This window comes from Antribacter sp. NEAU-D49, from assembly GCF_057158775.1.
Genome location: NZ_JBXTSN010000031.1, coordinates 1 through 25,039, shown reverse-complemented (window position 1 = coordinate 25,039; position 25,039 = coordinate 1). Strand labels below are relative to the sequence as shown.

Below are 25,039 nucleotides of genomic sequence, written 5' to 3'. Positions count from 1 at the left end.
GCACGTGAGTGTGCCTGTACGTCCCGTGCTCGACGCCACCGACCCGCAGACCTGGGGCCCCGCCGTCGACGAGGCAGTGAACGCCATCTCCCGCGGCGGTCTCGTCGTGCTCCCCACCGACACCGTGTACGGCATCGGGGCCGACGCGTTCGACGCCCAGGCGGTGAGCGCGCTGCTCGCGGCCAAGGGCCGCGGCCGGCAGATGCCGCCCCCCGTCCTGGTGCCCGACGTGCGCACCCTCGACGGTCTCGCGACGGACATCCCGGACGCCGCCCGCCGGCTCGTCGAGGCCTTCTGGCCGGGCGGCTTCACCATCATCCTCAGAGCGCAGCCGTCCCTGCAGTGGGACCTGGGCGAGACGCACGGCACGGTGGCCCTGCGGATGCCCGACCACGAGGCGGCGCTGGCGGTCCTGCGGCGTACCGGCCCGCTCGCGGTGTCGAGCGCGAACCTGTCGGGCCGTCCCGCGGCCACGGACGTGCACGACGCCGTCGATCAGCTGGGCGGCTCCGTCGCCGTCTACCTCGACGGCGGACGCGCCCCCGGTGGCGTGGCGTCCACCATCGTGGACGCGACCGGTCCGGAGCTGCGGGTGGTGCGCGAGGGCGCGATCGGCCTGGACGCCCTGCGTCAGGTGGCTCCGGTCGTCGCCCCGGAGGAAGACGCGTGAGGGTGTACCTCCTCCTGATGCTCGTGGCCGCTGCGGTCACGTTCCTGACCACGCCCTTCGCGCGGTGGGTCGCGCTCAAGACCTCGGCCATCACGGCTGTCCGCGCCCGTGACGTGCACGTGATGCCGACGCCCCGCCTCGGCGGCCTCGCGATGATGCTGGGCATCGTCGTGTCGGTCCTCCTCGCGTCGCAGATGCCGTTCCTCGACAGCGTGTTCGAGGAGGACGAGCAGGCCTGGGGGATCGTGGGCGGTGCCCTGGTGGTCTGCCTGCTGGGCTGGGCCGACGACAAGTGGGACCTGGACTGGGTCACCAAGCTCGCCGGCCAGGTGCTCGCGGCGGGCCTGCTGGCGCTGCAGGGCGTGCAGCTCTACACGCTGCCGGGCCCGGACGGCCTGGCCGTGATCTCGCCGCGCGCGTCGCTGCTCGTCACCATCTTCGTGGTGGTGCTGGCGATGAACGCCGTCAACTTCGTCGACGGCCTCGACGGCCTGGCGGCAGGGATCGTCGCCATCGGGGGCTCCGCCTTCTTCCTCTACACGTACGGGCTCACCCGCGAGGTGAGCACCGACGACTACGCGGGCCTGGCGACCCTCATGACGGCCATCCTGGTGGGCGTCTGCATCGGGTTCCTGCCGCACAACTTCTTCCCGTCCCGCATCTTCATGGGGGACGCCGGGTCCATGGTGCTCGGCCTGGTCATGGCGGGCGCCGCCATCTCGGTGACCGGCCGCATCCAGCCTGACCTCATGCCGAACAACCTCTCCGGCGCGCAGTCGCTGCCCGCGTACCTCCCGCTGCTGCTGCCGGTGGCCGTGCTGCTGCTGCCCCTGCTCGACATGGGCATGGCCGTGGTTCGGCGGCTTGCGGCGGGCAAGTCGCCGATGGCGCCCGACCGCATGCACCTGCACCACCGCATGCTGGCCCTGGGCCACTCGCACCGCCGCGCCGTGGTGATCCTCTACGTCTGGACCGGGGTGTTCGCCTACGCGTGCGCGGCGCTGATCTGGTGGCCGTGGCAGAGGGTGCTCGCCGGCCTCGCGGTGGCGGTGGTCGTGGCGCTGGTGCTCACTCTGGGACCGCTGCGCTACCGCGGCCGGTTCCTCGACGACGACGTCGCGCTCTCCGGCGCGGTCCCGAAGGTGAAGGAGACGACCCATGGCTGACGCCACGCCGAAGCCCGAGGCGGGGGCGCCCGGCGCCGACCGCGGCACGGACCGTGGCGCCGAGCGCGCCGTGTTCCGTACGGCGCTGCGGGACGGGCTGATCCTGGTGGGTTCGCTCGCCGTCCTCGGGGTGGTGGTCGGGGGCCTGGTGGCAGGCCTGCCGGGCGTCTGGGGCGCCCTCCTGGGTGCGGGCATCGCGGCCTTCTTCTCGGCCACGACGGTCTGGTCCATGCTCCGCACCGTGGGCGCCAACCCCGTGACCATGGGGGCGGTCGTGATGGGCAGCTGGCTGGCCAAGATCATCGTCCTGATCGTCGTGCTGGCCGTCATCTCGCGCTTCGACTTCTACGACCGGGTGGTGCTGTTCGTCGTGCTCGCGCTGGGTGCGATCGGGTCGGCGCTGCTCGACTACCGCGCGGTCAGGAACGGTCGCGTGCCGTACGTGGCGCCGGGTTCCTGACGTACCTCGCGGGGGCTGCGGTTCCCGCATGATTCCTGTTATCTGACGCGGTTTCGCGAGACGCGTCACACCGCCCTCCTCCTCACGGTCCCGTGACCGGGTCCATGCGGAAGATGGGTTAGGCTACTCGCGAATCCATGAAGGCCAGGCCCGACGGCGCGCCCGCACCAGCGTGCGGTGACGTGCGCCGGGCCTCTGACCAACCGGGGAGTCCTCCTGTCCACGCTTGCGACCTCCATGCTGCTCGCTGCCTCCGAGGCCGAGGGTGAGGGCGGGTTCCACGCGCCTTCGATCGCGGACTTCTTCCCGCCGGCCATCTTCTTCGAGGGCACTCCCTTCCAGATCGACCGCGTCTGGATCATCCGCATCCTCGCCGCGCTGGTCCTGTGCACGGTCTTCGTGATCGCGGCCAACCGGGCCAAGGTGGTCCCGGGCCGGTTCCAGGGCGCCATCGAGTGGATCCTCGACTTCGTGCGTGTCCAGATCGCCGAGGAGATCCTCGGCAAGGAGCACGCACGTCGCTTCCTCCCGATGCTCACGACGATCTTCCTCGCGATCCTCGCGTTCAACCTCACGGGCATCATCACCGGCCTGAACCTGGCCGGTACGGCGCGCATCGGTCTGCCGATCGTGCTCGCCCTGTGGGTCTTCGTGACGTACTGGTACGTGGGCATCAAGAAGCACGGCCTCGGCGGATACCTCAAGGCGAACCTGTTCCCCCCGGGCATCCCCGCGCCGATCTACCTGATCGTGACGCCGATCGAGATCCTGCAGATCCTGGTGATCCGCCCGGCCTCGCTCGCGATCCGACTCATGGCCAACATGGTCGCCGGCCACATCATGCTCGTCCTGTGCTTCGCCGCGACCCACTTCTTCCTCCTCGAGGCCGCCCCGGCGCTCAAGGCGTTCGGCGTGCTCACGCTCGGCGCCGGTTTCGCCTTCACGGCCTTCGAGCTCCTGGTGGCTGCGCTGCAGGCGTACATCTTCGCCCTGCTGGCCGCCGTCTACATCAGCCTTTCCCTGGAGGACGAGCACTGAGCGCCTCGCGCTGAGTCTCGCCCTCGCCTCACGCCACACCCGCACCACGCGACGAGCACCACGCGAGTTGCACACAACGCGACGCCGAACCGCCCGGTCCGGCGCCCAACGGAAGGAAGACGCAAGTGGACGTCACCACCCTCGCCGAGGTCACCGGTAACCTCAACGCGGTCGGCTACGGCCTCGCCGCCATCGGCCCGGGCATCGGTCTCGGCATCCTCATCGGCAAGACGATCGAGGGCATCGCCCGCCAGCCCGAGGTCGCCGGCCAGCTCCGCGCCACCATGTTCCTCGGTGTTGCGTTCGTCGAGCTGCTGGGCCTCCTCGGCATCGTCGCCGGCTTCCTCTTCCCCGCCGCCGCGTGATGGCTGCGCTCTCGGGCGCTGCCGGGATCGTGGCAGCGCAGACGGAAGAGGAGCACAGCGGCATCGAGCTGCTGCTGCCCGCGACCTACGACCTCGTCTGGTCCGCGGTCATCCTCGCGATCATCGCCGTGGTCTTCTACAAGGTCGTGCTGCCCAAGATCCAGGTCGTGCTCGACGAGCGCACCGCGCTGATCGAGGGCGGGATCGAGAAGGCGGCCCAGGCACAGACGGCCGCCGACGCCGCACTTGCTGAGCAGCAGCGTCTGCTCGCCGAGGCTCGCGCCGAGGCCGCGCAGGTGCGCGAAGAGGCTCGTGAGGAGGGCAAGGCCATCGTCGCCGACCTGCGGGTCAAGGCGAACGAGGAGGCCGCCCGCATCACGGAGACCGCCAACCGCCAGATCGAGGCCGAGCGCCAGGCTGCTGCCGTGTCGCTCCGCTCCGAGGTCGGCGCCCTCGCGACCGAGCTCGCGTCGAAGATCGTCGGCGAGTCCCTCCAGGACTCGGCCCGTCAGTCGCGCGTGGTCGACCGCTTCCTCGACGAGCTCGAGGCCAGCCAGGGCGTCGTCACCGCGGGCACCTCGAAGACAGGTTCGGTGGGCTGATGCGCGGGACGAGCGGAGCATCGCTGGCAGCGGCCCAGGAGCGTTTCGAGCCTGTGCTGCGTGCAGCGGGCGAGGGCGCGAAGGCCCTCGGTGAGCAGCTGTTCACCGTGGTCTCCGCGCTCGACGGCTCGGGCGCGCTGCGCCGCTCGCTCGCCGACCCCTCGCGGCCCGGCGAGGACAAGGCACGCCTCGTCGCCGGTCTGCTCGCGGGCGGGTTCGACGAGCGCGTGGTGGATCTCGTGTCCGGTGTGGCGCGCGCCCGCTGGGCGAGCGACGCCGACCTGGTCGACGCCGTCGAGCGCCTGGCGCTGGACGCCGTGCTCGCTTCGGCGGAGGCCCGGGGCACCCTGGAGTCCGTCGAGGACGAGCTGTTCCGGATCACCCGGTCGCTCGTGGGGCAGCGCGACGCGCGTCACGCCCTGTCCGACGCGGCCTCCGACCCCGCGCGCCGCACGGCGCTCGTGGACGCGCTGCTGAACGGCAAGGTCGACCCGGTCACGCAGGCCCTCGCGCGTCGCGCCACCTCGGCGCTGCGCGGACGCCGGTTCGTCCAGACGCTGATCTGGTACGGGGACGTCGCCGCCGAGCGTCGTCGCCGCCTGGTCGCCTCGGTGACCAGCGGGACCATGCTGGACCAGGCGCAGACCGACCGGCTCGCCGCGCTGCTGGAGCGCGCGTACGGCCGAGCCGTACAGCTCAACGTCACCGTGGACCCCGCGGTCCTCGGTGGCCTGCGCATCCAGGTCGGCGCCGACGTCGTCGACTCCACCGTCCTGTCCCGCCTCGCCGACGCCCGTCGTCGGCTGGCCGGCTGACACCGTGAACATGAATTCCGCCGCGGCACTCGCGGCCACGACAGGAGAAGAGCAATGGCTGAGCTGACGATCCGGCCGGAGGAGATCCGGGCCGCTCTGGACAGCTTCGTGAAGTCCTACGAGCCCGAGGGTGCGGTCACCGAAGAGGTGGGCCGCGTCGTGTTCGCCGCCGACGGCATCGCTCGTGTCGAGGGTCTTCCCGGGGCGATGGCGAACGAGCTGCTGCGTTTCGAGGACGGCACGGTCGGCCTCGCGCTGAGCCTGGACGTCCGCGAGATCGGTGTGGTCATCCTCGGTGAGTTCACCGGTATCGAGGAGGGCCAGGAGGTCCGCCGCACGGGCGAGGTCCTGTCCGTGCCCGTGGGCGAGGGCTACCTCGGCCGCGTCGTGGACCCGCTGGGCAACGCGATCGACGGCCTGGGCGAGATCGCCACGGACGGCCGCCGCGCCCTCGAGCTGCAGGCGCCCGGCGTCATGCAGCGTAAGTCGGTGCACGAGCCGCTGCAGACCGGCCTCAAGGCCATCGACTCGATGATCCCGATCGGCCGTGGTCAGCGCCAGCTGATCATCGGCGACCGCCAGACCGGCAAGACGGCGATCGCGATCGACACGATCATCAACCAGAAGGCGAACTGGGAGACCGGCGACCCGACCAAGCAGGTGCGCTGCATCTACGTGGCGATCGGTCAGAAGGGCTCCACCATCGCCTCCGTGCGCGGTGCCCTCGAAGAGGCCGGCGCCATGGAGTACACGACGATCGTCGCGGCCCCGGCGTCCGACCCGGCCGGCTTCAAGTACCTCGCGCCGTACACCGGCTCGGCCATCGGCCAGCACTGGATGTACGACGGCAAGCACGTCCTCATCATCTTCGACGACCTGTCGAAGCAGGCCGAGGCCTACCGCGCCGTGTCGCTGCTGCTGCGCCGCCCGCCGGGCCGCGAGGCCTACCCGGGTGACGTCTTCTACCTGCACTCCCGCCTGCTGGAGCGTTGTGCCAAGCTCTCGGACGAGCTCGGTGCGGGTTCGATGACCGGTCTGCCGGTCATCGAGACCAAGGCGAACGACGTGTCGGCGTACATCCCGACCAACGTCATCTCCATCACGGACGGGCAGATCTTCCTCCAGTCCGACCTGTTCAACGCCGACCAGCGCCCCGCTGTCGACGTGGGTATCTCGGTCTCCCGAGTCGGCGGCGACGCCCAGGTCAAGGCGATGAAGAAGGTCTCCGGCACGCTGAAGCTCGAGCTGGCGCAGTTCCGCTCGCTCGAGGCCTTCGCGATGTTCGCGTCCGACCTGGACGCGGCCTCCCGCGGCCAGCTCGCGCGTGGTGCGGTGCTCATGGAGCTGCTCAAGCAGGGCCAGTACTCGCCGTACCCGGTCGAGGACCAGGTCGCGTCGATCTGGGCCGGTACCAAGGGCAAGCTGGACGACGTCCCGGTCGAGGACGTCAAGCGCTTCGAGTCCGAGATGCTGGAGCACCTGCGCCGCAAGACCGACGTCCTCTCGACGATCGCCGAGACGGGCAAGCTCGAGGACGAGACCGAGGCGGCCCTGGCCGCTGCGGTCGAAGAGGTCCGGGCCGGCTTCGTCAAGGCCGACGGCACCCCGCTGGTCGGCGGCGCCGACGAGTCCGAGGGAGTCGACGTCGAGCAGGAGCAGATCGTCGTCTCGAAGAAGGCCTGATTCATGGCCGGAGGATCCCAGCGCGTCTACAAGCAGCGGATCAAGTCGACGCAGGCGCTGAAGAAGATGTTCCGCGCGCAGGAGCTGATCGCTGCGTCCCGTATCGGTAAGGCCCGGGCGCGTACCGCCGCGGCCGCGCCGTACGCGCAGGCGATCACGCGGGCGGTGTCCGCCGTCGCAGCGCACACGACGATCGCGCACCCGCTGACGACGGAGCGCACCAAGACCACCACCGGGCGGGCCGCGGTGCTCGTCATCTCGTCCGACCGCGGCATGGCCGGCGCCTACTCGGCGTCGGTCGTCCGCGAGGGTGAGCGGCTGATCGAGCAGCTGCGGGCCGAGGGCAAGGAGGTCGTGCTGTACGCAGCCGGCCGCCGTGCCATCGCGTACTACTCCTTCCGCGGGCGCGAGCTCGCGGGACAGTGGTCGTACGGCTCGGACGCACCGACGAGCGAGGCGTCCGAGGAGATCGCGGACGCCCTGCTCGAGGCCTTCCTGGCCTCGGCCGACGAGGGCGGCGTCGACGAGCTCCACGTGGTCTCCACGCAGTTCGTCAACATGGTCACCCAGCGCACGCGGGTCGTCCGGATGCTGCCGCTCGAGGTCGTCGAGGGCGTCACCGAGCCCGGCGAGCACGAGGCGTTCCCGCTGTACGACTTCGAGCCGTCGCCCGAGGCCGTGCTGGACGCGCTGCTGCCGCGCTACATCCGGTCCCGGATCTTCGCGTTCCTGCTCGACGCCGCGGCGTCCGAGCTGGCCGCCCGCCAGCGTGCGATGCACACGGCGACGGACAACGCCGAGGACCTGATCCGCACCTACACCCGCCTGGCCAACCAGGCGCGTCAGGCCGACATCACCCAGGAGATCAGCGAGATCGTCTCCGGTGCCGACGCCCTGGCGTCCGCCTGAGCGCCTGACTGCCGACCACCTGACAGAGAATCCGCGCCGGAGGACCCTCCGGCCCACCGAAGCGAGGCAAGTATGACCGCCACCACCGTGGAAGCACCGGTCGAGCACACGAGCGGTCCCGGCGTGGGCCGGGTCGCCCGGGTGATCGGCCCCGTCGTGGACATCGAGTTCCCCGAGGACGCGATCCCCGAGATCTACAACGCGCTCACCGTCGAGATCGACCTCTCGTCGCAGGGTGAGAGCGAGAAGACGTTCGTCCTGACGCTCGAGGTCGCCCAGCACCTGGGTGACTCGCTGATCCGTGCGATCGCCCTGAAGCCGACCGACGGCCTCGTGCGCGGCGCCCTGGTCACCGACACGGGCGCCCCGATCAGCGTGCCCGTGGGCGACATCACCAAGGGCAAGGTCTTCAACGTCACCGGCGAGGTCCTGAACCTCAAGGAGGGCGAGAAGTTCGAGGTCACCGAGCGCTGGCCCATCCACCGCAAGGCGCCGTCGTTCGACCAGCTCGAGTCGAAGACCACGATGTTCGAGACGGGCATCAAGTCCATCGACCTGCTCACCCCGTACGTCCAGGGTGGCAAGATCGGCCTCTTCGGTGGTGCGGGCGTCGGCAAGACGGTCCTCATCCAGGAGATGATCCAGCGCGTCGCGCAGGACCACGGTGGTGTGTCGGTGTTCGCCGGTGTCGGCGAGCGCACCCGTGAGGGCAACGACCTCATCCACGAGATGGAGGACGCGGGCGTCTTCGACAAGACTGCCCTCGTCTTCGGTCAGATGGACGAGCCGCCGGGCACGCGTCTGCGCGTGGCCCTGTCCGCCCTGACGATGGCGGAGTACTTCCGCGACGTGCAGAAGCAGGACGTGCTGCTCTTCATCGACAACATCTTCCGCTTCACGCAGGCGGGCTCCGAGGTGTCGACGCTGCTCGGCCGCATGCCGTCCGCCGTGGGCTACCAGCCCAACCTCGCTGACGAGATGGGCCTCCTCCAGGAGCGCATCACCTCGACGCGTGGTCACTCGATCACGTCGCTGCAGGCCATCTACGTGCCCGCTGACGACTACACCGACCCGGCGCCGGCGACCACGTTCGCCCACCTGGACGCGACGACCGAGCTCTCCCGCGAGATCGCGTCGAAGGGTCTGTACCCGGCCATCGACCCGCTGGCCTCGACGTCCCGCATCCTCGACCCGCGCTACGTGGGCCAGGAGCACTACGACGTGGCGACCCGCGTGAAGTCGATCCTGCAGCGCAACAAGGAGCTCCAGGACATCATCGCGATCCTCGGTGTGGACGAGCTCTCGGAGGAGGACAAGACGGTCGTCGCGCGTGCGCGTCGTATCCAGCAGTTCCTCTCCCAGAACACCTACATGGCCGAGAAGTTCACCGGTGTGGTGGGCTCGACGGTCCCGCTGGCCGAGACCATCGAGGCGTTCAAGCTGATCGCCGACGGCGAGTTCGACCACATCGCCGAGCAGGCCTTCTACAACATCGGCGGCCTCGAGATGCTCGAGGCGAACTGGGCTCGCATCCAGAAGGAGTACGGGGCCTGACGCTCGTCAGCCCCGCAGGGCGTGACGCCGTCCGTCGCGGCGGCGTCACGCCCGTATCATCAGGTTTCGACAGGACTCTCAGAGAGGAGCCCTCGTGGCAGAGCTGAACGTGGACCTGGTCTCCACGGACCGCAAGGTCTGGTCGGGCACCGCCGTGTCGGTCAGCGCACCGTCCGTGGACGGTCAGATCGGCATCCTGGCGAACCACTCGCCGCTGCTCGCGGTGCTCCGCCCGGGCACCCTGACCGTGACGACCGCGTCCGGCCCGGCCGTCGAGGCCGAGGTCAGCGGCGGTTTCGTCTCCGTGGACGACAACCTCGTCACCCTCGTGGTCGACGAGATCACCGCCCTTCGCTGAGGGGGTTCGCGTGCCGGGCGTCGTATGGATAGCGATCGCGGTGCTCGTCGCGTTCGCCTTGGTCCTCGTCGTGGGCGTGTCCCGTCTGCGCGCCCTGTCCAGCCGCGTGGGGTCGTTCTCCTGCGGCGCTCGTGCGGCAGGCAACCCGCAGGGTGCGTGGACGCTCGGGATCGCCCAGTACGCCGTGGGGCGGATCGACTGGTGGCGCTGCTGGTCACTGTCGCCCCGCCCCGCCCGCACCTGGCAGCGTGAACGGCTCGAGGTCACCGGCCGGGTCCCGCTCGACCAGGCAGGCCAGCCGGACCAGTACCTGGTCCAGTGCCGCTACGACGGCCTGGACTTCGAGCTCAACATCTCGGCCGGTGACTACACCGGTCTCGCCTCCTGGCTGGAGGCGGCACCGCCGGGACGCCGGGACCTCGTCCTGTAGCGTCCGGCCGGAGCCAGGCCCGGGTGTGGTGACGCGCCCGCCCGGGCACCGCCGTCGGGCAGCCACGATCTGAAGGAGACCTGTGCGCCTCGTCGTTGCCGAATGCTCCGCCCGGTACACCGGGCGTCTGACCGCCCACCTCCCGCTCGCGAAGCGGCTGGTCGTGGTGAAGGCCGACGGGAGCGTGCTGCTGCACTCGGACGGCGGGTCGTACAAGCCGCTCAACTGGATGTCGCCGCCGTGCACCCTCGCGGTCCGCGAGCCGGACGACGAGGCGCGCGAGCGCGGCGTCACGCTGGTGTGGACGGTGCAGCACAGCAAGTCGGACGACCGGCTGGAGATCGAGCTCCACCACGTCCACCACGAGTCGGCGCACGATCTTGGCATCGACCCGGGGCTCGTCAAGGACGGCGTCGAGGCGCACCTCCAGGAGCTGCTCGCCGCCCAGATCGGCCTGCTCGGCGACGGCCACACGCTGGTGCGCCGTGAGTACATGACGGCGATCGGGCCCGTGGACATCCTGGCCCGCGACTCGGCGGGCGCTACCGTCGCCGTCGAGATCAAGCGCCGCGGCGACATCGACGGCGTGGAGCAGCTCACCCGCTACCTCGACCTGCTCAACCGCGACCCCCTGCTCGCTCCCGTGCGCGGGGTGTTCGCCGCCCAGGAGATCAAGCCTCAGGCGCGCGTGCTCGCGACCGACCGCGGCATCGGCACGCTGATCCTCGACTACGACGCGATGCGCGGCGTGGACGACGTGGACTCGCGCCTCTTCTGAGCCGCCCCGGGGCACGTCGGAGCGGGCCGCGCCGGGCCGCGCCTGGCCGGGTCGCGCCGCGCGCCCACATCAGCCCGCCCGTGTGTGGTGGGTGGGCCACTTCTCGGGCCCCACCCGACGACAAAGTGCCGATCTGAACTGCCGACGTGATGTGCGCCATTCCACCGTTCGTTTCGCAGGGGTGCTGCGCGGTGCTATTTTCTGAACATGTTCAAAACGGCGAAGGCCGAAGCGACCCGCGACCTCCTGCGCAGCACTGCCCTCCGGCTCTTCCGGGAGGACGGGTACGAACGCACCACGATGCGGCGCGTCGCCGCCGAGGCGGGCGTGAGCACGGGCAACGCCTACTACTACTTCCCGTCCAAGGACGACCTGGTGCACGAGCTCTACCGCGACGTCCAGGAGGAGCACGCGGGCCTGGTCCGGCAGCGGCTGGAGGCGCCGGGAGCCCGAGAGCTGACCCGGCTCGAGGACCGGCTGCTGGTCGCGTGGCAGGCATCGGTGGACGCGTTCGAGCCCTACCACGCGCTCGGCACGGAGCTGGTGTCCGTCGCGATCCGTCCCGGCGCGCGGACCAGCCCGTTCTCCGCCGAGTCGGCGGCCGCCCGGAACGCCTCGCGGACCATCTTCGCCGACGTGGTCACGGGCGCGCACGACGTGCCGCCGCACCTGCGTGCCGACCTGCCCGACCTCCTCTGGTACGGCCAGCTCGGCCTCACCCTGTTCTGGGTCCACGACACCTCGCCGGGCCGACGGCGGTCCCGCGACCTCGCGAGCCACGCCGCCCAGGTCGTGGGTCGCCTGGTGCGCCTCTCGCGCCTGCCGGTCGCCCGCGGGGTGGTCGACGACGTCCTGGGGCTGGTCCGGCGCTTCGCCGTGCTGGCTGAGCCGGTGGCGGCGGGCGCCGCGACGACGGACCCCGCGCCGAGCGATCCCGCGACGACGGACCCCGCCCCGACCGAGACCGCCCCGACCGAGGCCGCCCCAACCGAGGCCGCCCCGACCGAAACCGCCCCGACCGAAACCGCCCCCGGGAGCCCTTCATGAGCGCGGCGAGCGACGCGCTGCTCGCGGTCCTCACCGCGCTCGGCTGGGTGGTGGTGCTGCCGCTCGGGCTCCGGACGCTCGGGGCGGCGGCCGTTCCCGTGCCCAGGAGCGCCGCCTGGCCGGTCGCCGGAGCGTTCGGCGCTGCGAGCGTCCTCGTGCCGACCGGCTGGGCCGGGGTCGCGCTCGCTCTCCCGGCGGCCGTGGCTACGGCGGTCCTGGCGGTCGCGGGGGTGCGGCACGGGCTGCGGGCGGTCGCCGCGACGGCTGCGCCGCGACCTCGCCGGGCGGTCGCCGCGACGGCTGCGCCGCGACCTCGCCGCGCGGCCACCCCGACGGCTGCACCGCGGCCGGACCGCGCGGTCGCCCCGACGGCTGCACCGCGGCCTGTCCGCCCCCGGTGGACCAGCCTCGGACCCGACCTCTCGATCGCCGCGGGCCTCGCCTTCCCCGTCGTGGGCGCGTCGGCTCTGGTCGCCGAGCGGGGTGGCTGGTCGCTCCTCGGGTTCTCGTCGGGCTACCTGGCGCTGACGGTGCCGCACATGCTGTTCGCGGGCTTCGGTGCCTGCCTGGTCGCGGCCCTGCTCGCCCGCGAGTCCCAGGGCTCCCGCCTGGCGGCGGCCGCCGCGTGGGGCGTCCCGGCGGGCGTGGGACTGGTGCTGGCCGGGTACCTCGTGTCGGACGTCGCCGAGCTCGCGGGCGCCGTCGTGCTCACCGTCGCGCTCTGGGCGGCCCTCTGGGCCGGGACCCGCGGTGCAGGTGCCCTGCGCCTCACCGCCGCTCTCGCGGGGACGGCGGGCATGCTGCTCGCGCTCTGGTGGGCGGTCGGCGAGGCCTTTGCGGTGCCCCACCCGAGCATCGGCTGGATGCTCGCCACGCACGGCGTCGCGAATGCCCTGGGCGTGGTGCTCTGCTCGCTCCTCGCGCTCCGGCCCGGCGGCCCCGCGCAGGGCCCCGGCCCCGCCCACGGCGCGGCGCCCGCCGAGGGCGCCGTGCCTCCCCAGGCCGGCCGAGCCGCCGTCGTCCCTCCGTTCACCTATGCGGAGGTGGGCGCCACCGCCGGTCCGGACCTGCCGCCGGGCTATGCGCACCTGCGCGCCCGGCACCGCCTGGGGCCGGGCGGACCCGACGACCTGGCCCGCGTCGGCGAGGCCCTCCTGACCTGGCGTGTCCACGCGGCCGCGCGCGTGCGGCTCGCCACGTCCGGGGGAGTGGCGGCCCCGGGTGCGCGGGTCACCACGCTGCTGGGCGTGGGCGGCCTCCGGCTGGTCGAGCCGTGCGAGGTGATCTGGACGGAGCGGACGGACACGCGGGTCGCGTTCGGCTACGGCACCCTGCCGGGGCACGTGTTCGCGGGCGAGGAGGCGTTCGCGATCGAGCGGGACGACGACGGCCTCTGGTTCGCTGCCGTCGCCTTCTCGCGGCCCGTGGTGTGGTGGGTGCGCCTGCTGCGCCCGGGTGTGCCCCTGTTCCAGCACGCGTACCTCGCGTGGCTGGCGCGCGGTGCCCGGGCCGTCCTCCGCGAGACCGCGGCGGGCGTACGGCGGTGATCGGGCAGGATGGTCCCCATGCCTGATCCTCTCGTGCTGCGTGGCCGTGTCGTCCTGCCGTCGGAGGTGCTCGACGACGGCGTCGTGGTCGTCGCGGGCGACCGGCTCACCTTCGTGGGCACGGTGCCCGACGCCGTCACGGCGGGCCTGGGCGACCTCGTCGCCGCGGTCCCGGCCTCCTCCGCGCTGCTCCTGCCGGGCCTGGTGGACCTGCACAACCACGGCGGTGGTGGCGTGTCGTTCCCCGACGTGCTGACCCCGGACGAGGCGATGGTCGCCGTGCGCGAGCATCGCCGCCACGGCACCACGACGCTCCTGGCGTCGCTGGTCTCGGCCTCTCGGGAGACCCTCCTCGCCCGCGCCGACGTGCTGGCGAGGCTCGCCGACGCCGGCGAGATCGCGGGCATCCACGCGGAGGGCCCGTTCCTGTCGTACGAACGGCGGGGCGCGCACAACCCGGACGACCTGGTTCCGGGAGACGCCGGCCTGGTGCGCGAGCTCGCCGCCGCTGCCCGCGGCCACCTGCGGACCATGACGATCGCCCCGGAGGTCCCGGGCGTGCTGGGTGCCGGCGGAGCCGCACAGGCGCTCGTGGAGGCCGGCGCGGTCCCGTCGCTGGGGCACACCGACGGCACCACGGAGCAGGCCGAGGCGCTGGTGGCGCAGGTCGTGGCGGGGCTCGCCGAGCGGGCGGACGGACGCCCGGGCGCGCCGCGCGAGCTCACCGCGACGCACCTGTTCAACGGTATGCGGCCCCTGCACCACCGCGCGCCCGGGCCCATCGCGGCCTGCCTGGCGGCGGCGGCGCGCGGCGAGATGGTGGTCGAGCTGATCGGCGACGGCGTGCACCTCGACCCGGCGACGGTGCGTACGGTCTTCGGCACGGTCGGCGCCGACCACGTCGTGCTGGTCACCGACGCCATGGCGGCTGCCGGGATGTCCGACGGCGCCTACGAGCTGGGCCCCATGTCCGTGACGGTGCGCGACGGCGTCGCCCGGGTCACCGACCCCGCCGACCCGGACGGCGGGGCGATCGCGGGGGGTACGGCCCACCTGCTCGACGTGGTGCGGTGTGCCGTCGACGCCGGGGTGCCGCTCGAGGACGCCGTGCGGGCCGCGTCGACCGTGCCCGCCCGGGTGCTCGGCCTCGCCGCGGAGCTCGGCGCGCTGGCTCCCGGGCTGCGTGCGGACGTGCTCGTCACGGACGACGCCCTGCGGCCGGTCCGCGTGCTCCGGGCCGGGGTCGACGTCGAGGGCTGACCGGACCGCGTCAGGCATTGCCCCGGGGGGCGGGTGCTCGCTACGGTAGGCTGTCGAAGCGCTTCGACATTCGACAGCCCGCGACCCACCACCGCCGCACCGCCGCGGCGATGAAGGAGTGACCATGGACGTTCCGGCCTACCGCGACACCACGCTCTCCGTGCCCGAGCGAGCCCGCGACCTGCTCGGGCGGCTCACGCCCGCGGAGCGCGTCGCGATGCTCCACCAGCACGCGCCCGTGGTGGAACGCCTCGGGCTCGGGCCGTTCCACACGGGGTGCGAGGCGCTGCACGGCGTCGCCTGGCTCGGTGTCGCGACGGTGTTCCCGCAGCCTGTAGGTCTCGCCGCGACCTGGGACCCGGAGCTGGTGCGGCGCGTGGGCGACGTGGCGGCCACCGAGGTGCGCGCCAAGCGGGCCGCCGACCCGTCGGTGAGCCTCAACGTGTGGTCGCCGGTGGTGAACACGCTCCGCCACCCCGCGTGGGGCCGGAACGAGGAGGGCTACTCCGAGGACCCGCACGTGACCGCCCACCTGGCGACTGCCTACTGCCGGGGCCTGCGCGGGGACCACGAGCGGGTCTGGAAGACGACCCCCACGCTGAAGCACTTCCTCGCGTACAACAACGAGACCGACCGGTCGTCCACGAGCTCGAACGTGACGCCGGCCGTGCTGCACGAGGAGGAGCTGCCCGCCTTCCGCGAGCCGGTCGAGGCCGGGGTGGTCGCCGCGGTCATGCCCTCGTACAACCAGGTGAACGGCACCCCGGCGCACCTGCAGACCGAGCTCTTCGCCGAGCTGCGGTCCTGGACCCGCCAGTCCGTCGCGCTCGTCTCGGACGCCGCCGCCCCGATGTTCGTCGTGACCGTCCAGCGGGCCGCGCCGGACCGGGCGTCCGGCAACGCGGCCCTCGTCCGCGCGGGCGTCGACTCGTTCACCGACGACGACGCCGACTCCGCGCCCACGGTCCAGCGCCTCGAGGAGGCCATCGAGCGAGGGCTGCTCGACCAGGCGGACGTCGACCGCGCGGTGCTCCGCATGCTGGAGCTGCGGCTGCGCTCCGGCGAGCTCGACGCCGACGACCCCTACGCCGGCATCGGCTCCGACGCCCTCGACCTGCCCGAGCACCGTGCCCTCGCGCGTGAGGCGGCCACGCGGTCCGTCGTCGTGCTGCGGAACGACGCCGGCGTGCTGCCGCTCGGGACGCCGGGATCGGTGGCCGTCGTCGGCCCGCTGGCGGACGCCGTGCTCACCGACTGGTACTCGGGGACCCTGCCCTACGCGGTGACGGCCGCGGACGGGTTCCGCGCCGCGGGCGCGGACGTGGTCGTCGCGGACGGCGCAGACGTCGTCGCCCTGCGGGCCGCGTCGGGGCTGTACGTGACCGTGTCCGCGGACGGCTCCGCGGTGCTCGCGGACTCGCCCGACGCCGGGCCCGCCGCGCGCCTGGCCGTGACCGACTGGGGCCGCGGCGTGCTCACGGTGCGGTCCGAGGCGTCGGGGCGCCTCCTGACCGGGGCCTGGCCGCTCCGGGCGGACGCGACCCGGGTGGGCGGCTGGGAGGTGCAGGAGAGCTTCCGCCGGCACGTGCACGACGACGGCACGTGGTCGCTGCTGCACCTCGGCTCCGGCCGGTGGGTGCGGGCCCAGCGCGACACGGGGCTGCTGTGCGCGGAGGGTCGCACCCTCGACGAAGCGGAGCGGTTCGTGGCGCGCGTGCTGGAGTCGGGCGTGGCGCGCGTGGCGGAGGCGGCCGCGCGGTGCGACGCCGTCGTCGTCGCGGTCGGCAACGACCCGCACCTGGGCGGGCGTGAGACGCAGGACCGTCCGGACCTGATGCTGCCCGACGCGGCCGTCGAGGTCTGGCGCGCCGCGGTCGAGGCGAACCCTCGCGCGGTGCTGACGATCGTCTCCAGCTACCCGTACGTGCTGGGCGCCGGGGTCGCGGACGCCCCCACGGTCGTGTGGACGAGCCACGGCGGGCAGGAGCTCGGGCACGGTCTGGCGGACGTCCTGAGCGGCGCCGTCGAGCCTACCGGCCGGCTGTCCCAGACGTGGCCTGCCCGCGAGTCGCAGGCGGGAGACCTGTTCGACTACGACACACGCCGTCAGCAGGTCACCTACCGCCACCTGCCCGCGTCCGACGCCGGGGTGCCCGCCTTCGCCTTCGGGCACGGCCTGACCTACTCGACGGTGTCGTACGGGTCGCTGACGCTCTCGGCCGAGCAGGTGGCGGCGCCCGCGCCGACCCGTGCCCACCCGCCGCTCGCGCCCGCGGACCCGGCTGCGCCCGGCCTGGTCACCGCGTCGGTGACGGTGCGCAACACCGGCGACCGGCCCGCCGAGGAGCTGGTGCAGGTCTACTCGCTCGGACTCCCCGCACCGTCCCGGACCCCGGTCCGGCTCCTGCTCGGCTACCGCCGGGTGCGGCTCGAGCCGGGGCAGGAGGCCACGGTGGACGTGGTGTTCGACGTGGCCCGGCTCGCCCTGTGGGTCGCCCCGGACGGCGCCGGGCTGCTCGACGGCGACCTGCGGGTGCACCCCGGCACCTACACCCTCGCGGCCGGCGCGTCGTCCGTGGACCTGCCGCTGCGAGCCGGCCTGACGGTCGCATGAGGATCGACCCGGACGGCAGGACCACGCAGGGACTCACCGTCCTGCTGCACTTCGTCGCGCTCAACCTGCTGTACATCGTCTCGTGCCTGCCGGTCGTGACGGCGGGGGCGGCGACGGCCGCGCTCTACGAGGTCACCCTGCGGTACGCCGACGAGGAGCGTGGCTACCTGCTCTCCGGGTACTTCGTGGCGCTGCGGCGGAACCTGTGGCGCGGCACGGCCGTCTTCGCGCTGCTCGGACCGGCGGTCGCCGGGGCGGTCTTCGCCGCCGTGTTCTGGCTGTCCGCCGGGAGCGTGCTCGGCACGGTCGCCGGCGTCGTCGCGGTGCTGATCTCCGTGCACCTGGCGGCCGCGCTGCTGTGCGGCCTCGCCCTGGTCGCCCGGTACGACGACCCGCTGGGCCGCACCCTCCGCAACGCCCTGCTGCTGCCTCTGGCGGAGCCGCTCCGCACCGGCTGGCTCGTGCTGCGGCCGGTCGCCACCGTCGCCGTGCTGTACGTGGTGCCCCAGTCGATCGTGCTCGTGGCGACCATCGGCTTCTCGGTGGGCGCGTACGTCGACGCGCTCGTGCTGCACAGCGTGTTCCGCCGTCGGCAGGGCGACGACGAGACGGTGAGCCCGCACTCGGGCGAGTGACGCGGCGCCGTCGGGCAGCCGACCAGGTAGGTGCTCCCCGTCTCGCCTGCAAACGGGGAACACCTACCTGGTCAGGGGCGTCAGCGGCCGCGAGGCCGGGTCAGGTCAGCCGAACTCCTTGGCGACCGCGAGGCGTGCCTCGTTCTGCGCCTCGGCGTTGGCCATGTCGACCTCGAGGACCTTCTCGAAGCCCAGGCCTTCGGCGGTCTCCTGCATGGCGGCGAGCAGGCTCTCGAACTCCGCCTCGTCCTTGGCGAAGGCCATCTTCCAGGAGTGCTCCACGATGGTGGCCTTGACCTGGTTGCGGATGGCCTCGACCTCGGCGTCGTCGGTCGGGGCGGCGAAGCTGGACCCCGGCGCCACGATGAGCTGGTCGTTCTCCTGCAGGTACTCCATGGTCGTGGTCGCGCCGCCCATGTGGGCGCTCCAGTCCTCCGTGAGCGGGTTCGCCACGGTCTCCTGGTAGCTCGGCCAGTACTTGTAGCTGTACGGGAAGCCCGTCTCGGGGTTCACGTCGATGGGCAGCACCGCCGACACGTTGAGCGTGGAGACGCCGTCCTTGTACGAGCCCCCGCCCCACTCGGCGGGGACGTCCGCGCCACCCTGGAGGATGGCCTGCTTGCCGAACTCGGTGAGCTGCGGCTCGCCGTCCACGACCTCCCAGGTGAGGCCTTCGGGGCCGGCGGCGCCCATGGTCTCCGACGCGCTGGCAGTCACGCCCTCGGGCGAGTAGAGCCAGTCGATGAACGCAGCCAGGCGGGCCGGGTCCTCGGCGTTCGAGCCGATGCCGAACACCTGCTTGCCGCCGTACACCTCGGCACCGTACGAGAAGATCTTCTGGTCCTTCAGCGGCGCGAGCTCGAAGCCCTTGCCCTCGGCCATGTTCTGCTCGGTGTTGTACGCGGACTGACCCAGCCACGGCCACCACGACAGCAGGACCTGGCCGTTCTGGTACTTGGAGAACATCGTGTCGTAGTTCTGCGTGGTCGACTCCGGGTCGACGAGGCCCAGCTGGTTGGCCTCGAAGTAGAACCGCAGGGCACGCACGTACTCCGAGTCGGAGTCGAGGATGCTCTGGTAGTCGGACCCGTCCGCCTTGGCCAGGACGAAGCCCATCTCGTCGTACCCGTAGATGGTCGCCGGCTGCTTCGCCGTGACCATCATGTTGCCGTCCCAGTCCTTGAACAGCGAGATGGCGTAGGTGGGCTTGCCGTTGTCGGCCGTGGGGTGGGCGTCCTGCATCGTCTTGAGCACCGGCAGGAGGTCCTCGAGCGTACCGATCTCGGGGTAGCCGGCCTGGGCGTAGTAGTCCCAGCGCAGGAACGGGCCGAAGGTGGGGTCGAGGCCCTCGGACGGCTCGGTCGGCTTGATCGACGACACCTGGGTGGGGAAGCCGTAGATCCCCTCCTTGCCCTCGTTGAGCTTGTCCACGGCAGCGTCGTACTGGGGAACGTTCTGCATGTTCTCGTAGAAGGGTGCCGCGTCCAGCAGGAGGCCGCCCTCGACCAGCTCGTCGAGCTGCTGGCCCTTGTCGACGATCACGAGGTCGCCGAGGTCGCCGCCCGCGACCCGGGTGTTGAAGAGCGTGTCACCGCCGCCCGCCACGTTCGGGGCGATGATGTTCAGCTCCATGTTGAACTTTTTCTTGACGATCTGGCCGAACCAGCCGCTCTGTACGCCCATGTAGTTGGCGAGCCCGTCGTAGACGTCGACGGTGAGGGGCTCGGCCTGGGACCAGTCCTGGTCGAGGGAGGTGTTCGTCTCCTCCGGTCCTGCCGCTGTGCACGCCGCGAGGGTGAAGGTCCCCAGCACGGGCGCCATCAGGAGGGCGATGGCCTTTCTGGTCTTCATTGACTCTCCTTGAGTTGTTTTCTCGGTGCGGGTTCGCTGTCAGCCCTTGACGGCGCCGAGCATGATGCCCTTGACGAAGTACCGCTGGAACAGGGGGTAGATGAAGATGATCGGCAGCACGACGATCACGGCGACCGTCATGCGGATCGACGTCGGTGTCTGTGACGTGGCGGCGGACACGATCGCACCGAGGTTGCCCTGGGCGTTCTGCGCCGCCTGCGCGAGGCTGCTCGCCTGGTTGATGTACGTGTAGAGCGTGTACTGCAGCGGGTACAGGCTCTGGTCGGTGATGTACAGCAGCGTGTCCTGGAACGAGTTCCACTGGGCCACCGCGGAGAAGATCGCGACGGTCGCCAGGATGGGCGTCGTGTTCGGCAGGATGATGTTGAAGAAGATGCGCACGGTGCTGGCGCCGTCGATCTCGGCGGCCTCCTGGAGCGACCTCGGCAGCGACTCCACGTACGTCTTGACGAGGATGATGTTGAACGGCTGCACGATCGCCGGGAGGATGTAGACCCAGAACGAGTTGGTCAGGCCGAGGCTCTTCATCGTCACGTACATGGGGATCAGGCCGGCGTTGAAGTACATCGTGAAGATCACGAGCCGGTACCACAGCGCCCGCTTCCACATGCGCTCCTGCGTGAACATGAACCCGAGGAAGGCCGACGCCAGCACGGTGGTCACGGTGCCGATCACCGTACGGGCGACCGACACGAGCGTGGCGTTCGTGAGACCGCCGAGGCCGAGGACCTGCTCGTAGTTGGACAGGTGGAAGCCGACCGGCCACAGCCGCACGTCGCCGAGCGCGCTGAGGTCGTTCGCGCTGACCGAGTTGATGATCAGGTAGTAGAACGGGTACCCGCACACGAGGGCGAACACCGCGAACCACAGGTAGTTCCAGATCTCGAACGGCAGGTCGCCCTTGGTGCGCCGGAACCGCGAGCCGCCCTGCCCGGTGCGGCGGCGCCGGGGGTCGCGCGGGTTGCGCGTGCCGCCCGGGAGGGCCGCCGCCGGCGTGGTCGTGGCGGCAGGGTTCGCAGGGGTCGTCCGGATGGTCATGGTCCGTCCCTAGAGGATCGAGGTCCCGCGAGCGCGCTTCGCGATCGCGTTGGCGGCCACGAGCAGCGCCACGGAGACGACGCTCTTGAGCATGCTGAGCGCTGTGGCGAGCGAGATGCTGTTCCCGGTGATGCCGACGTTGTAGACGTACAGGTCGAGGACCTGGATGTGCTCCTTGTTGAACGCGTTCTGGAACACGTAGTACTGCTCCATCCCGTTGTTGAGGATGTTGGCGACGGAGAGCAGGAGCAGCACCACGTACGTCGGCATGAGCTGGGGGAACGTGATGTGCCGCATGAGCTGGAAGCGGTTCGCGCCGTCGATCCGGGCCGACTCGTACAGCGTGGGGTCGATGCCGGCGATCGCGGCGAGGTACATGATCGCGCCCCACCCCAGGCCCTTCCAGAGGCTCCAGGCGAGCATCGTCAGCCAGACGTGCTGGTCGGAGTCCAGGAACTGGACCGGGACGGTGATCAGGCCCCAGTCGTACAGCGTCGTGTTGACCAGGCCGCTGGTGGAGAACAGCGAGAACGCGATCATGTACACGAGCACCCACGAGATGAAGTTCGGGAGCGTCGTGAGGGTCTGCACCGCGTTGCGGAACCAGCTCGCCCGCACCTCGTTGAGGAAGATGGCGAAGAAGACCGGCAGCAGCGACGTCGCGATGCCGAGGAAGCTCATGGCGAGGGTGTTCGCCATGACCTGGCCGATCTGCCGCAGCTGGGTCGGCGACGAGACGAGCATCTCGAACCACTGCAGACCGACGAACTCGCTGCGGCCCAGGCCGAGCGCGGGCTTGTAGTCGTACAGCGCCGTGACCCAGCCGAGCAGCGGCAGGTAGGAGAACAGCAGCACCAGCACCAGGAACGGCGCGACCACGAGGAATGCGGAGACCGAGACGCGTCGCGTCTCGCCCCGCCCGCCCCGCGTCAGTTGCAGGAGACCCACCTGTCACTCCCTCGTGAGGTTGCGGTCGACGTCGACCGCATTGAAGCGCTTCGACGAGAATTGATACCACGGGGGAGCGCTCCGGGGCAATGCTTTGGTCAACCTCCGGCGGGTGCTCTAGCGCTCGCGGGGCGGTGTGTGGGCGCGCGGGGTGCGGGCCGTGGCGCAGCCTTGCCCGTGCCACGGTGTGCGGTAGACAGGGCGCACCCGGTCGCCTTACTCTGGCGAAGCGCTTCGATGGGGGTTTTGGGAAGTTCGTCGGGGAGTCGTGACGGGTTCACGCCACCGGCGCCGTCGAGGGGCGAGAGACGGGGTGACGGGGGAGCTCCCGTCGCCCGTGGCCGGGCGGTCGGGGGTTCCGCCCGGTGACCGGCCGGGGTGCGGGGTGCGCGCACCCGGCCGTGCCCGACCGGGCGGCGGGGGCCGCCCGGTCAGGGCGCCGTGCCGCGGCTGCTCGCCCGCTCCGTGAGGACCGGGGCGAGCAGCCGCGTCTCGGCAGGCTGGTCGCCCGCGAGGCGGGCCATCACCATCTCGATCGCGAGCCGTCCGATGGACTCGGCGGGCAGGTCGATGCTCGTCATGGGCACCGCCTGCGCGAGCGCCACGTCCGTGGGGCACACCGCCACCACCGCGAGGTCCTCCGGGATGCGCCGCCCGTGGCGGGCGAGGCGGGACAGCACGTGCGGCAGCGCGCTCTCGTTGTGCACCACCAGGGCGGTGGTCTCCGGCGCCTGGTCCAGCAGGGTGTCCACCGCGCGGTAGGCGCCCGCGGGCGTGGGCTCGCACGGCTCGACGACGGCCGTCATGCCCGACGCCTCCGCCTGCGTGCGGAACCCGCGGAGCAGCCGCTCCGCGTACGACGTGTGCCGGTCCAGCACCTGCGGCGGCGAGCCCACCAGCGCGATGTGGCGGTGGCCGGCCGACGCCAGGTGCCGCACGGCCAGCCGCCCCGCCGCCTCGAAGTCCAGGTCGACGCAGCTCAGCCCGGCCGGGTCCTGCGGCAGCCCGATCAGCACGGCCGGCTGCCGCTGCGAGGCGAGGAGGGGCACGCGCGGGTCGTCCGCCTCGACGTCCATCATCACGAGCGCGTCCACCATCGACCCGCTCGTCACCCGGTCGAGCCCGCTGACGTCGTCCTGGGTGAGGAGCAGCACGTCGTGGTCGAAGTCACGCGCGCGGGTCACCACGCCCGCCACGAACTGCATGATCACGTGCACGTCCACGCCCACGCGCAGCGGCGCCATGAGCGCGATCACGTTGGTGCGGCTCGACGCGAGGGCGCGCGCGCCGGCGTGCGGGCGATAGCCGAGCTCGGCGATGGCCTGCTCCACGCGAGACCGCGTGGGGCCCGAGATCTTTCGCTTGCCCGACAGCACGTATGAGACCGTGGACGCGGAGACCCCGGCCGCTCGTGCGACGTCGTCGATGGTTGCCACGGGTCTGCTCCTCACAGCGGGGACCCGACGGGGTCCGGGGACAGGCACACGGTATCGCCGGGGAGCAGCCGGAGGTGGCGCGGCGCGGCGCCGGGCGAGCGCACCTCGACCTGGAGGGGGGTCGCGGGCGGCCCGGACGGGGTCGTCCCGGCCGGCCGCGGCTGCCCGACGGCGGGCCCCGGTTGCCCGACGGCGGCGTGCTCCGGTTGCCCGACGGCGGCGGGCCGGCGCAGCCGGGCGCGCGTCACGCGGCCGTCCCGCCAGGCGACGTCGACGAGCACGCCGCCGGGCGTGCGCAGCCCCACGACCTCGCCCTCGGGCCACGCGGCGGGCAGCGCCGGCAGCAGGTCGACCCGCAGCCCTCCGAGGCTGTGGGGGCGGGGGCGGGACTGGACCAGCAGCTCGGCCACCCCGGCGGTGAACCCGCAGTTCCCGTCGACCTGGAACGGCGGGTGCGCGCTGAAGAGGTTGGGGTAGAGCCCGCCCCGGTGGCCGAGGCCGTCCATGGCCGGGCGCAGCGCCAGGAGGACCTGCTCGTGCGCGCGGTCGGCGCGGCCCAGCCGTGCCCACAGCGCGAGCCGCCACGCGAGGGACCAGCCGGTCGACTCCCGCCCCCGCAGCTCGAGCGACCGGGCCGCAGCCGCGCAGACCTCCGGGGCGGTGTCGGGCCAGTAGGCGCCGAGCGGATAGACGCCCACCAGGTGCGACAGGTGCCGGTGCTCCGGCTCCGCCTCGACCACGTCCTGCTCCCACTCGAGGAGCTCGCCCCGGGCGCCGGCCCGCACCCCGGGCAGGGAGGAGACCGCCTGCTCCAGCCGCACCAGCCAGGTGTCGTCCCCGATCGACGGGTCCGGGCCCAGCGCGGTACGGGCCGCGCGGCAGGTCCGCGCCAGGTCGCGCAGGAGCTCGACGTCCATCGTGCTCGAGGTGCCCACCCCCGTCACCGTGCCGTCCGCCGTGACGTAGTGGTTCTCCGGCGACGTCGACGGGCTGGTCCAGGCGCGGCCGGCGTCGTCGGTCAGCACCCAGTCGGCGGCGAACTCGCCCGCGCCGCGCAGCAGCGGCCAGACGCGCTCGCGCAGGGCGCCGTCGTCGGGCGCGAAGACGTGGTGGTCCCACGCGTGCCGCGCGAGCCAGGTGCCGCCCAGCGGCCACGACGCCCAGGCGGGGTCGCCGTGTCCCGCCCCCACGGGGGCCGCGTGCCCCCACAGGTCGCTGTTGTGGTGCAGCACCCACCCCCGGGCCCCGTACAGGCCGGACGCGACCGTCGCGCCCGGGCCGTCGGCCACCCGGCCGAGCAGGTCGAGCAGCGGCTCGTGACACTCCGGCAGGTTCGTGGTCTCGGCGAGCCAGTACGTCATCTGGGCGTTGATGTTCAGCGTGTAGGCGCTGCTCCACGGGCCGGGCAGCTCGGCGTTCCAGATGCCCTGGAGCGTGGCGGGCGGCCCGCCCGGCCGTGACGACGACAGCAGCAGGTACCGCCCGAAGTGGAACGCCAGCGCCGTGAGGAGCGGGTCGTGACCGCCCGCGCTGCGCGCCACGCGGAGGTCGGTGGGCAGGTGGGACTCGTCGGGCGCGGCGCTCGGGCCCAGTCGCAGGCTCACCCGGTCGTACAGCTCCCGGTGCGCGGCCACGTGCGCGGCGCGCACCGCCGCGGTGCCCGACGTCGTCCCGCCGGCCCCGGTGCCCGACGTCGTCCCGCCCGCCGCGGTCCACCGGCTCGCGGCCGCGCGGAGGAGGTGGACCGCCCGGGACCGCGCGTCCTGGCTCGTGTGTTCGGCAGTTCGTCGGATGATCGGCAGCCCGGGCGGCCG

The 25,039-nt window shown here is 72.2% G+C and carries 23 protein-coding genes; 18 read left to right on the top strand and 5 right to left on the bottom strand.

Annotation, left to right across the window (positions count from 1 at the left end):
- The first annotated feature begins 4 nt into the window (after positions 1–4).
- The 18 genes from AC060K_RS19465 (at position 5) to AC060K_RS19380 (ending at position 17,931) form a co-directional block, all read left to right on the top strand.
- Complete coding sequence (locus tag AC060K_RS19465) at positions 5–670, top strand: L-threonylcarbamoyladenylate synthase (protein ID WP_483767007.1); 666 nt, start codon at positions 5–7, stop codon at positions 668–670.
- Positions 667–1,836, top strand: a complete 1,170-nt coding sequence (locus tag AC060K_RS19460) for a glycosyltransferase family 4 protein (protein WP_483767006.1) — start codon at positions 667–669, stop codon at positions 1,834–1,836. Before AC060K_RS19465 ends, AC060K_RS19460 begins: the two co-directional genes overlap by 4 nt.
- A complete protein-coding gene (locus tag AC060K_RS19455; protein ID WP_483767005.1) occupies positions 1,829–2,296 on the top strand; it encodes a Cg1360 family ATP-synthase-associated protein in 468 nt (155 codons plus the stop codon). The genes AC060K_RS19460 and AC060K_RS19455 overlap by 8 nt, the downstream gene beginning before the upstream one ends.
- Positions 2,297–2,533: 237 nt before the next feature.
- Positions 2,534–3,334, top strand: coding sequence for a F0F1 ATP synthase subunit A (gene atpB, locus AC060K_RS19450; protein ID WP_483767004.1), 801 nt, complete (start codon positions 2,534–2,536; stop codon positions 3,332–3,334).
- 125 nt (positions 3,335–3,459) lie between these two features.
- The gene (gene atpE, locus AC060K_RS19445) at positions 3,460–3,699 is read left to right on the top strand and encodes an ATP synthase F0 subunit C (protein ID WP_125774383.1); all 240 of its coding nucleotides are present in this window, start codon (positions 3,460–3,462) and stop codon (positions 3,697–3,699) included.
- Entirely contained in the window at positions 3,699–4,301 is a 603-nt protein-coding gene (locus AC060K_RS19440; RefSeq protein WP_483767003.1) for a F0F1 ATP synthase subunit B, read from the top strand. Before atpE ends, AC060K_RS19440 begins: the two co-directional genes overlap by 1 nt.
- A complete protein-coding gene (locus tag AC060K_RS19435) occupies positions 4,301–5,116 on the top strand; it encodes a F0F1 ATP synthase subunit delta (protein WP_483767002.1) in 816 nt (271 codons plus the stop codon). Before AC060K_RS19440 ends, AC060K_RS19435 begins: the two co-directional genes overlap by 1 nt.
- Positions 5,117–5,170: 54 nt before the next feature.
- A complete protein-coding gene (gene atpA / locus AC060K_RS19430) occupies positions 5,171–6,799 on the top strand; it encodes a F0F1 ATP synthase subunit alpha (protein WP_483767001.1) in 1,629 nt (542 codons plus the stop codon).
- A gap of 3 nt (positions 6,800–6,802) precedes the next feature.
- A complete protein-coding gene (locus tag AC060K_RS19425; RefSeq protein ID WP_483767000.1) occupies positions 6,803–7,708 on the top strand; it encodes a F0F1 ATP synthase subunit gamma in 906 nt (301 codons plus the stop codon).
- 72 nt (positions 7,709–7,780) lie between these two features.
- On the top strand, positions 7,781–9,262 hold the full coding sequence (atpD, locus tag AC060K_RS19420; protein WP_483766999.1) for a F0F1 ATP synthase subunit beta: 1,482 nt from the start codon (positions 7,781–7,783) through the stop codon (positions 9,260–9,262).
- A 94-nt stretch (positions 9,263–9,356) separates the two neighbouring features.
- On the top strand, positions 9,357–9,620 hold the full coding sequence (locus tag AC060K_RS19415) for a F0F1 ATP synthase subunit epsilon (protein ID WP_483766998.1): 264 nt from the start codon (positions 9,357–9,359) through the stop codon (positions 9,618–9,620).
- A gap of 10 nt (positions 9,621–9,630) precedes the next feature.
- Positions 9,631–10,050, top strand: coding sequence for a DUF2550 domain-containing protein (locus AC060K_RS19410; RefSeq protein ID WP_483766997.1), 420 nt, complete (start codon positions 9,631–9,633; stop codon positions 10,048–10,050).
- 82 nt (positions 10,051–10,132) lie between these two features.
- The gene (nucS, locus tag AC060K_RS19405) at positions 10,133–10,828 is read left to right on the top strand and encodes an endonuclease NucS (protein WP_483766996.1); all 696 of its coding nucleotides are present in this window, start codon (positions 10,133–10,135) and stop codon (positions 10,826–10,828) included.
- A gap of 207 nt (positions 10,829–11,035) precedes the next feature.
- Entirely contained in the window at positions 11,036–11,875 is an 840-nt protein-coding gene (locus AC060K_RS19400) for a TetR/AcrR family transcriptional regulator (protein WP_483766995.1), read from the top strand.
- Entirely contained in the window at positions 11,872–13,422 is a 1,551-nt protein-coding gene (locus AC060K_RS19395) for a YndJ family transporter (protein WP_483766994.1), read from the top strand. The genes AC060K_RS19400 and AC060K_RS19395 overlap by 4 nt, the downstream gene beginning before the upstream one ends.
- Positions 13,423–13,431: 9 nt before the next feature.
- The gene (locus tag AC060K_RS19390; RefSeq protein WP_483766993.1) at positions 13,432–14,682 is read left to right on the top strand and encodes an N-acetylglucosamine-6-phosphate deacetylase; all 1,251 of its coding nucleotides are present in this window, start codon (positions 13,432–13,434) and stop codon (positions 14,680–14,682) included.
- Between the two features lie 124 nt (positions 14,683–14,806).
- Positions 14,807–17,296 carry a glycoside hydrolase family 3 C-terminal domain-containing protein gene (locus AC060K_RS19385; RefSeq protein WP_483766992.1) on the top strand — a complete coding sequence of 830 codons (2,490 nt, stop codon included), beginning with the start codon at positions 14,807–14,809 and terminating at the stop codon, positions 17,294–17,296.
- Positions 17,293–17,931, top strand: a complete 639-nt coding sequence (locus AC060K_RS19380; RefSeq protein ID WP_483766991.1) for a DUF624 domain-containing protein — start codon at positions 17,293–17,295, stop codon at positions 17,929–17,931. The genes AC060K_RS19385 and AC060K_RS19380 overlap by 4 nt, the downstream gene beginning before the upstream one ends.
- A 105-nt stretch (positions 17,932–18,036) precedes the next feature.
- Here the strand turns inward: AC060K_RS19380 and AC060K_RS19375 are convergent, their stop codons facing one another.
- The 5 genes from AC060K_RS19375 to AC060K_RS19355 all read right to left on the bottom strand — a co-directional run.
- Entirely contained in the window at positions 18,037–19,782 is a 1,746-nt protein-coding gene (locus AC060K_RS19375; RefSeq protein WP_483766990.1) for a type 2 periplasmic-binding domain-containing protein, read from the bottom strand.
- Between the two features lie 39 nt (positions 19,783–19,821).
- Positions 19,822–20,841: a carbohydrate ABC transporter permease gene (locus tag AC060K_RS19370; RefSeq protein WP_483766989.1), complete on the bottom strand. Its 1,020-nt coding sequence runs from the start codon at positions 20,839–20,841 to the stop codon at positions 19,822–19,824.
- 9 nt (positions 20,842–20,850) lie between these two features.
- Complete coding sequence (locus AC060K_RS19365) at positions 20,851–21,789, bottom strand: ABC transporter permease (RefSeq protein ID WP_483766988.1); 939 nt, start codon at positions 21,787–21,789, stop codon at positions 20,851–20,853.
- A gap of 431 nt (positions 21,790–22,220) precedes the next feature.
- Positions 22,221–23,225, bottom strand: coding sequence for a LacI family DNA-binding transcriptional regulator (locus AC060K_RS19360; protein WP_483766987.1), 1,005 nt, complete (start codon positions 23,223–23,225; stop codon positions 22,221–22,223).
- A gap of 11 nt (positions 23,226–23,236) precedes the next feature.
- Positions 23,237–25,039 (bottom strand): glycosyl hydrolase family 95 catalytic domain-containing protein (locus AC060K_RS19355; RefSeq protein WP_483766986.1); only part of this gene is annotated, 1,803 nt, incomplete at its 5' end.

What these genes read in the sequence shown, in the direction of transcription:
- AC060K_RS19440 (WP_483767003.1), top strand. Translation starts at nt 3,699, where the DNA reads ATGGCTGCGCTCTCGGGCGCTGCCGGGATCGTGGCAGCGCAGACGGAA.
- AC060K_RS19390 (WP_483766993.1), top strand. Translation starts at nt 13,432, where the DNA reads ATGGTCCCCATGCCTGATCCTCTCGTGCTGCGTGGCCGTGTCGTCCTG.
- atpB (WP_483767004.1), top strand. Translation starts at nt 2,534, where the DNA reads ATGCTGCTCGCTGCCTCCGAGGCCGAGGGTGAGGGCGGGTTCCACGCG.
- AC060K_RS19375 (WP_483766990.1), bottom strand. Translation starts at nt 19,782, where the DNA reads ATGAAGACCAGAAAGGCCATCGCCCTCCTGATGGCGCCCGTGCTGGGG.
- AC060K_RS19455 (WP_483767005.1), top strand. Translation starts at nt 1,829, where the DNA reads ATGGCTGACGCCACGCCGAAGCCCGAGGCGGGGGCGCCCGGCGCCGAC.
- AC060K_RS19370 (WP_483766989.1), bottom strand. Translation starts at nt 20,841, where the DNA reads ATGACCATCCGGACGACCCCTGCGAACCCTGCCGCCACGACCACGCCG.
- AC060K_RS19425 (WP_483767000.1), top strand. Translation starts at nt 6,803, where the DNA reads ATGGCCGGAGGATCCCAGCGCGTCTACAAGCAGCGGATCAAGTCGACG.
- atpA (WP_483767001.1), top strand. Translation starts at nt 5,171, where the DNA reads ATGGCTGAGCTGACGATCCGGCCGGAGGAGATCCGGGCCGCTCTGGAC.
- atpD (WP_483766999.1), top strand. Translation starts at nt 7,781, where the DNA reads ATGACCGCCACCACCGTGGAAGCACCGGTCGAGCACACGAGCGGTCCC.
- AC060K_RS19380 (WP_483766991.1), top strand. Translation starts at nt 17,293, where the DNA reads ATGAGGATCGACCCGGACGGCAGGACCACGCAGGGACTCACCGTCCTG.
- AC060K_RS19400 (WP_483766995.1), top strand. Translation starts at nt 11,036, where the DNA reads ATGTTCAAAACGGCGAAGGCCGAAGCGACCCGCGACCTCCTGCGCAGC.
- AC060K_RS19395 (WP_483766994.1), top strand. Translation starts at nt 11,872, where the DNA reads ATGAGCGCGGCGAGCGACGCGCTGCTCGCGGTCCTCACCGCGCTCGGC.
- AC060K_RS19435 (WP_483767002.1), top strand. Translation starts at nt 4,301, where the DNA reads ATGCGCGGGACGAGCGGAGCATCGCTGGCAGCGGCCCAGGAGCGTTTC.
- AC060K_RS19385 (WP_483766992.1), top strand. Translation starts at nt 14,807, where the DNA reads ATGGACGTTCCGGCCTACCGCGACACCACGCTCTCCGTGCCCGAGCGA.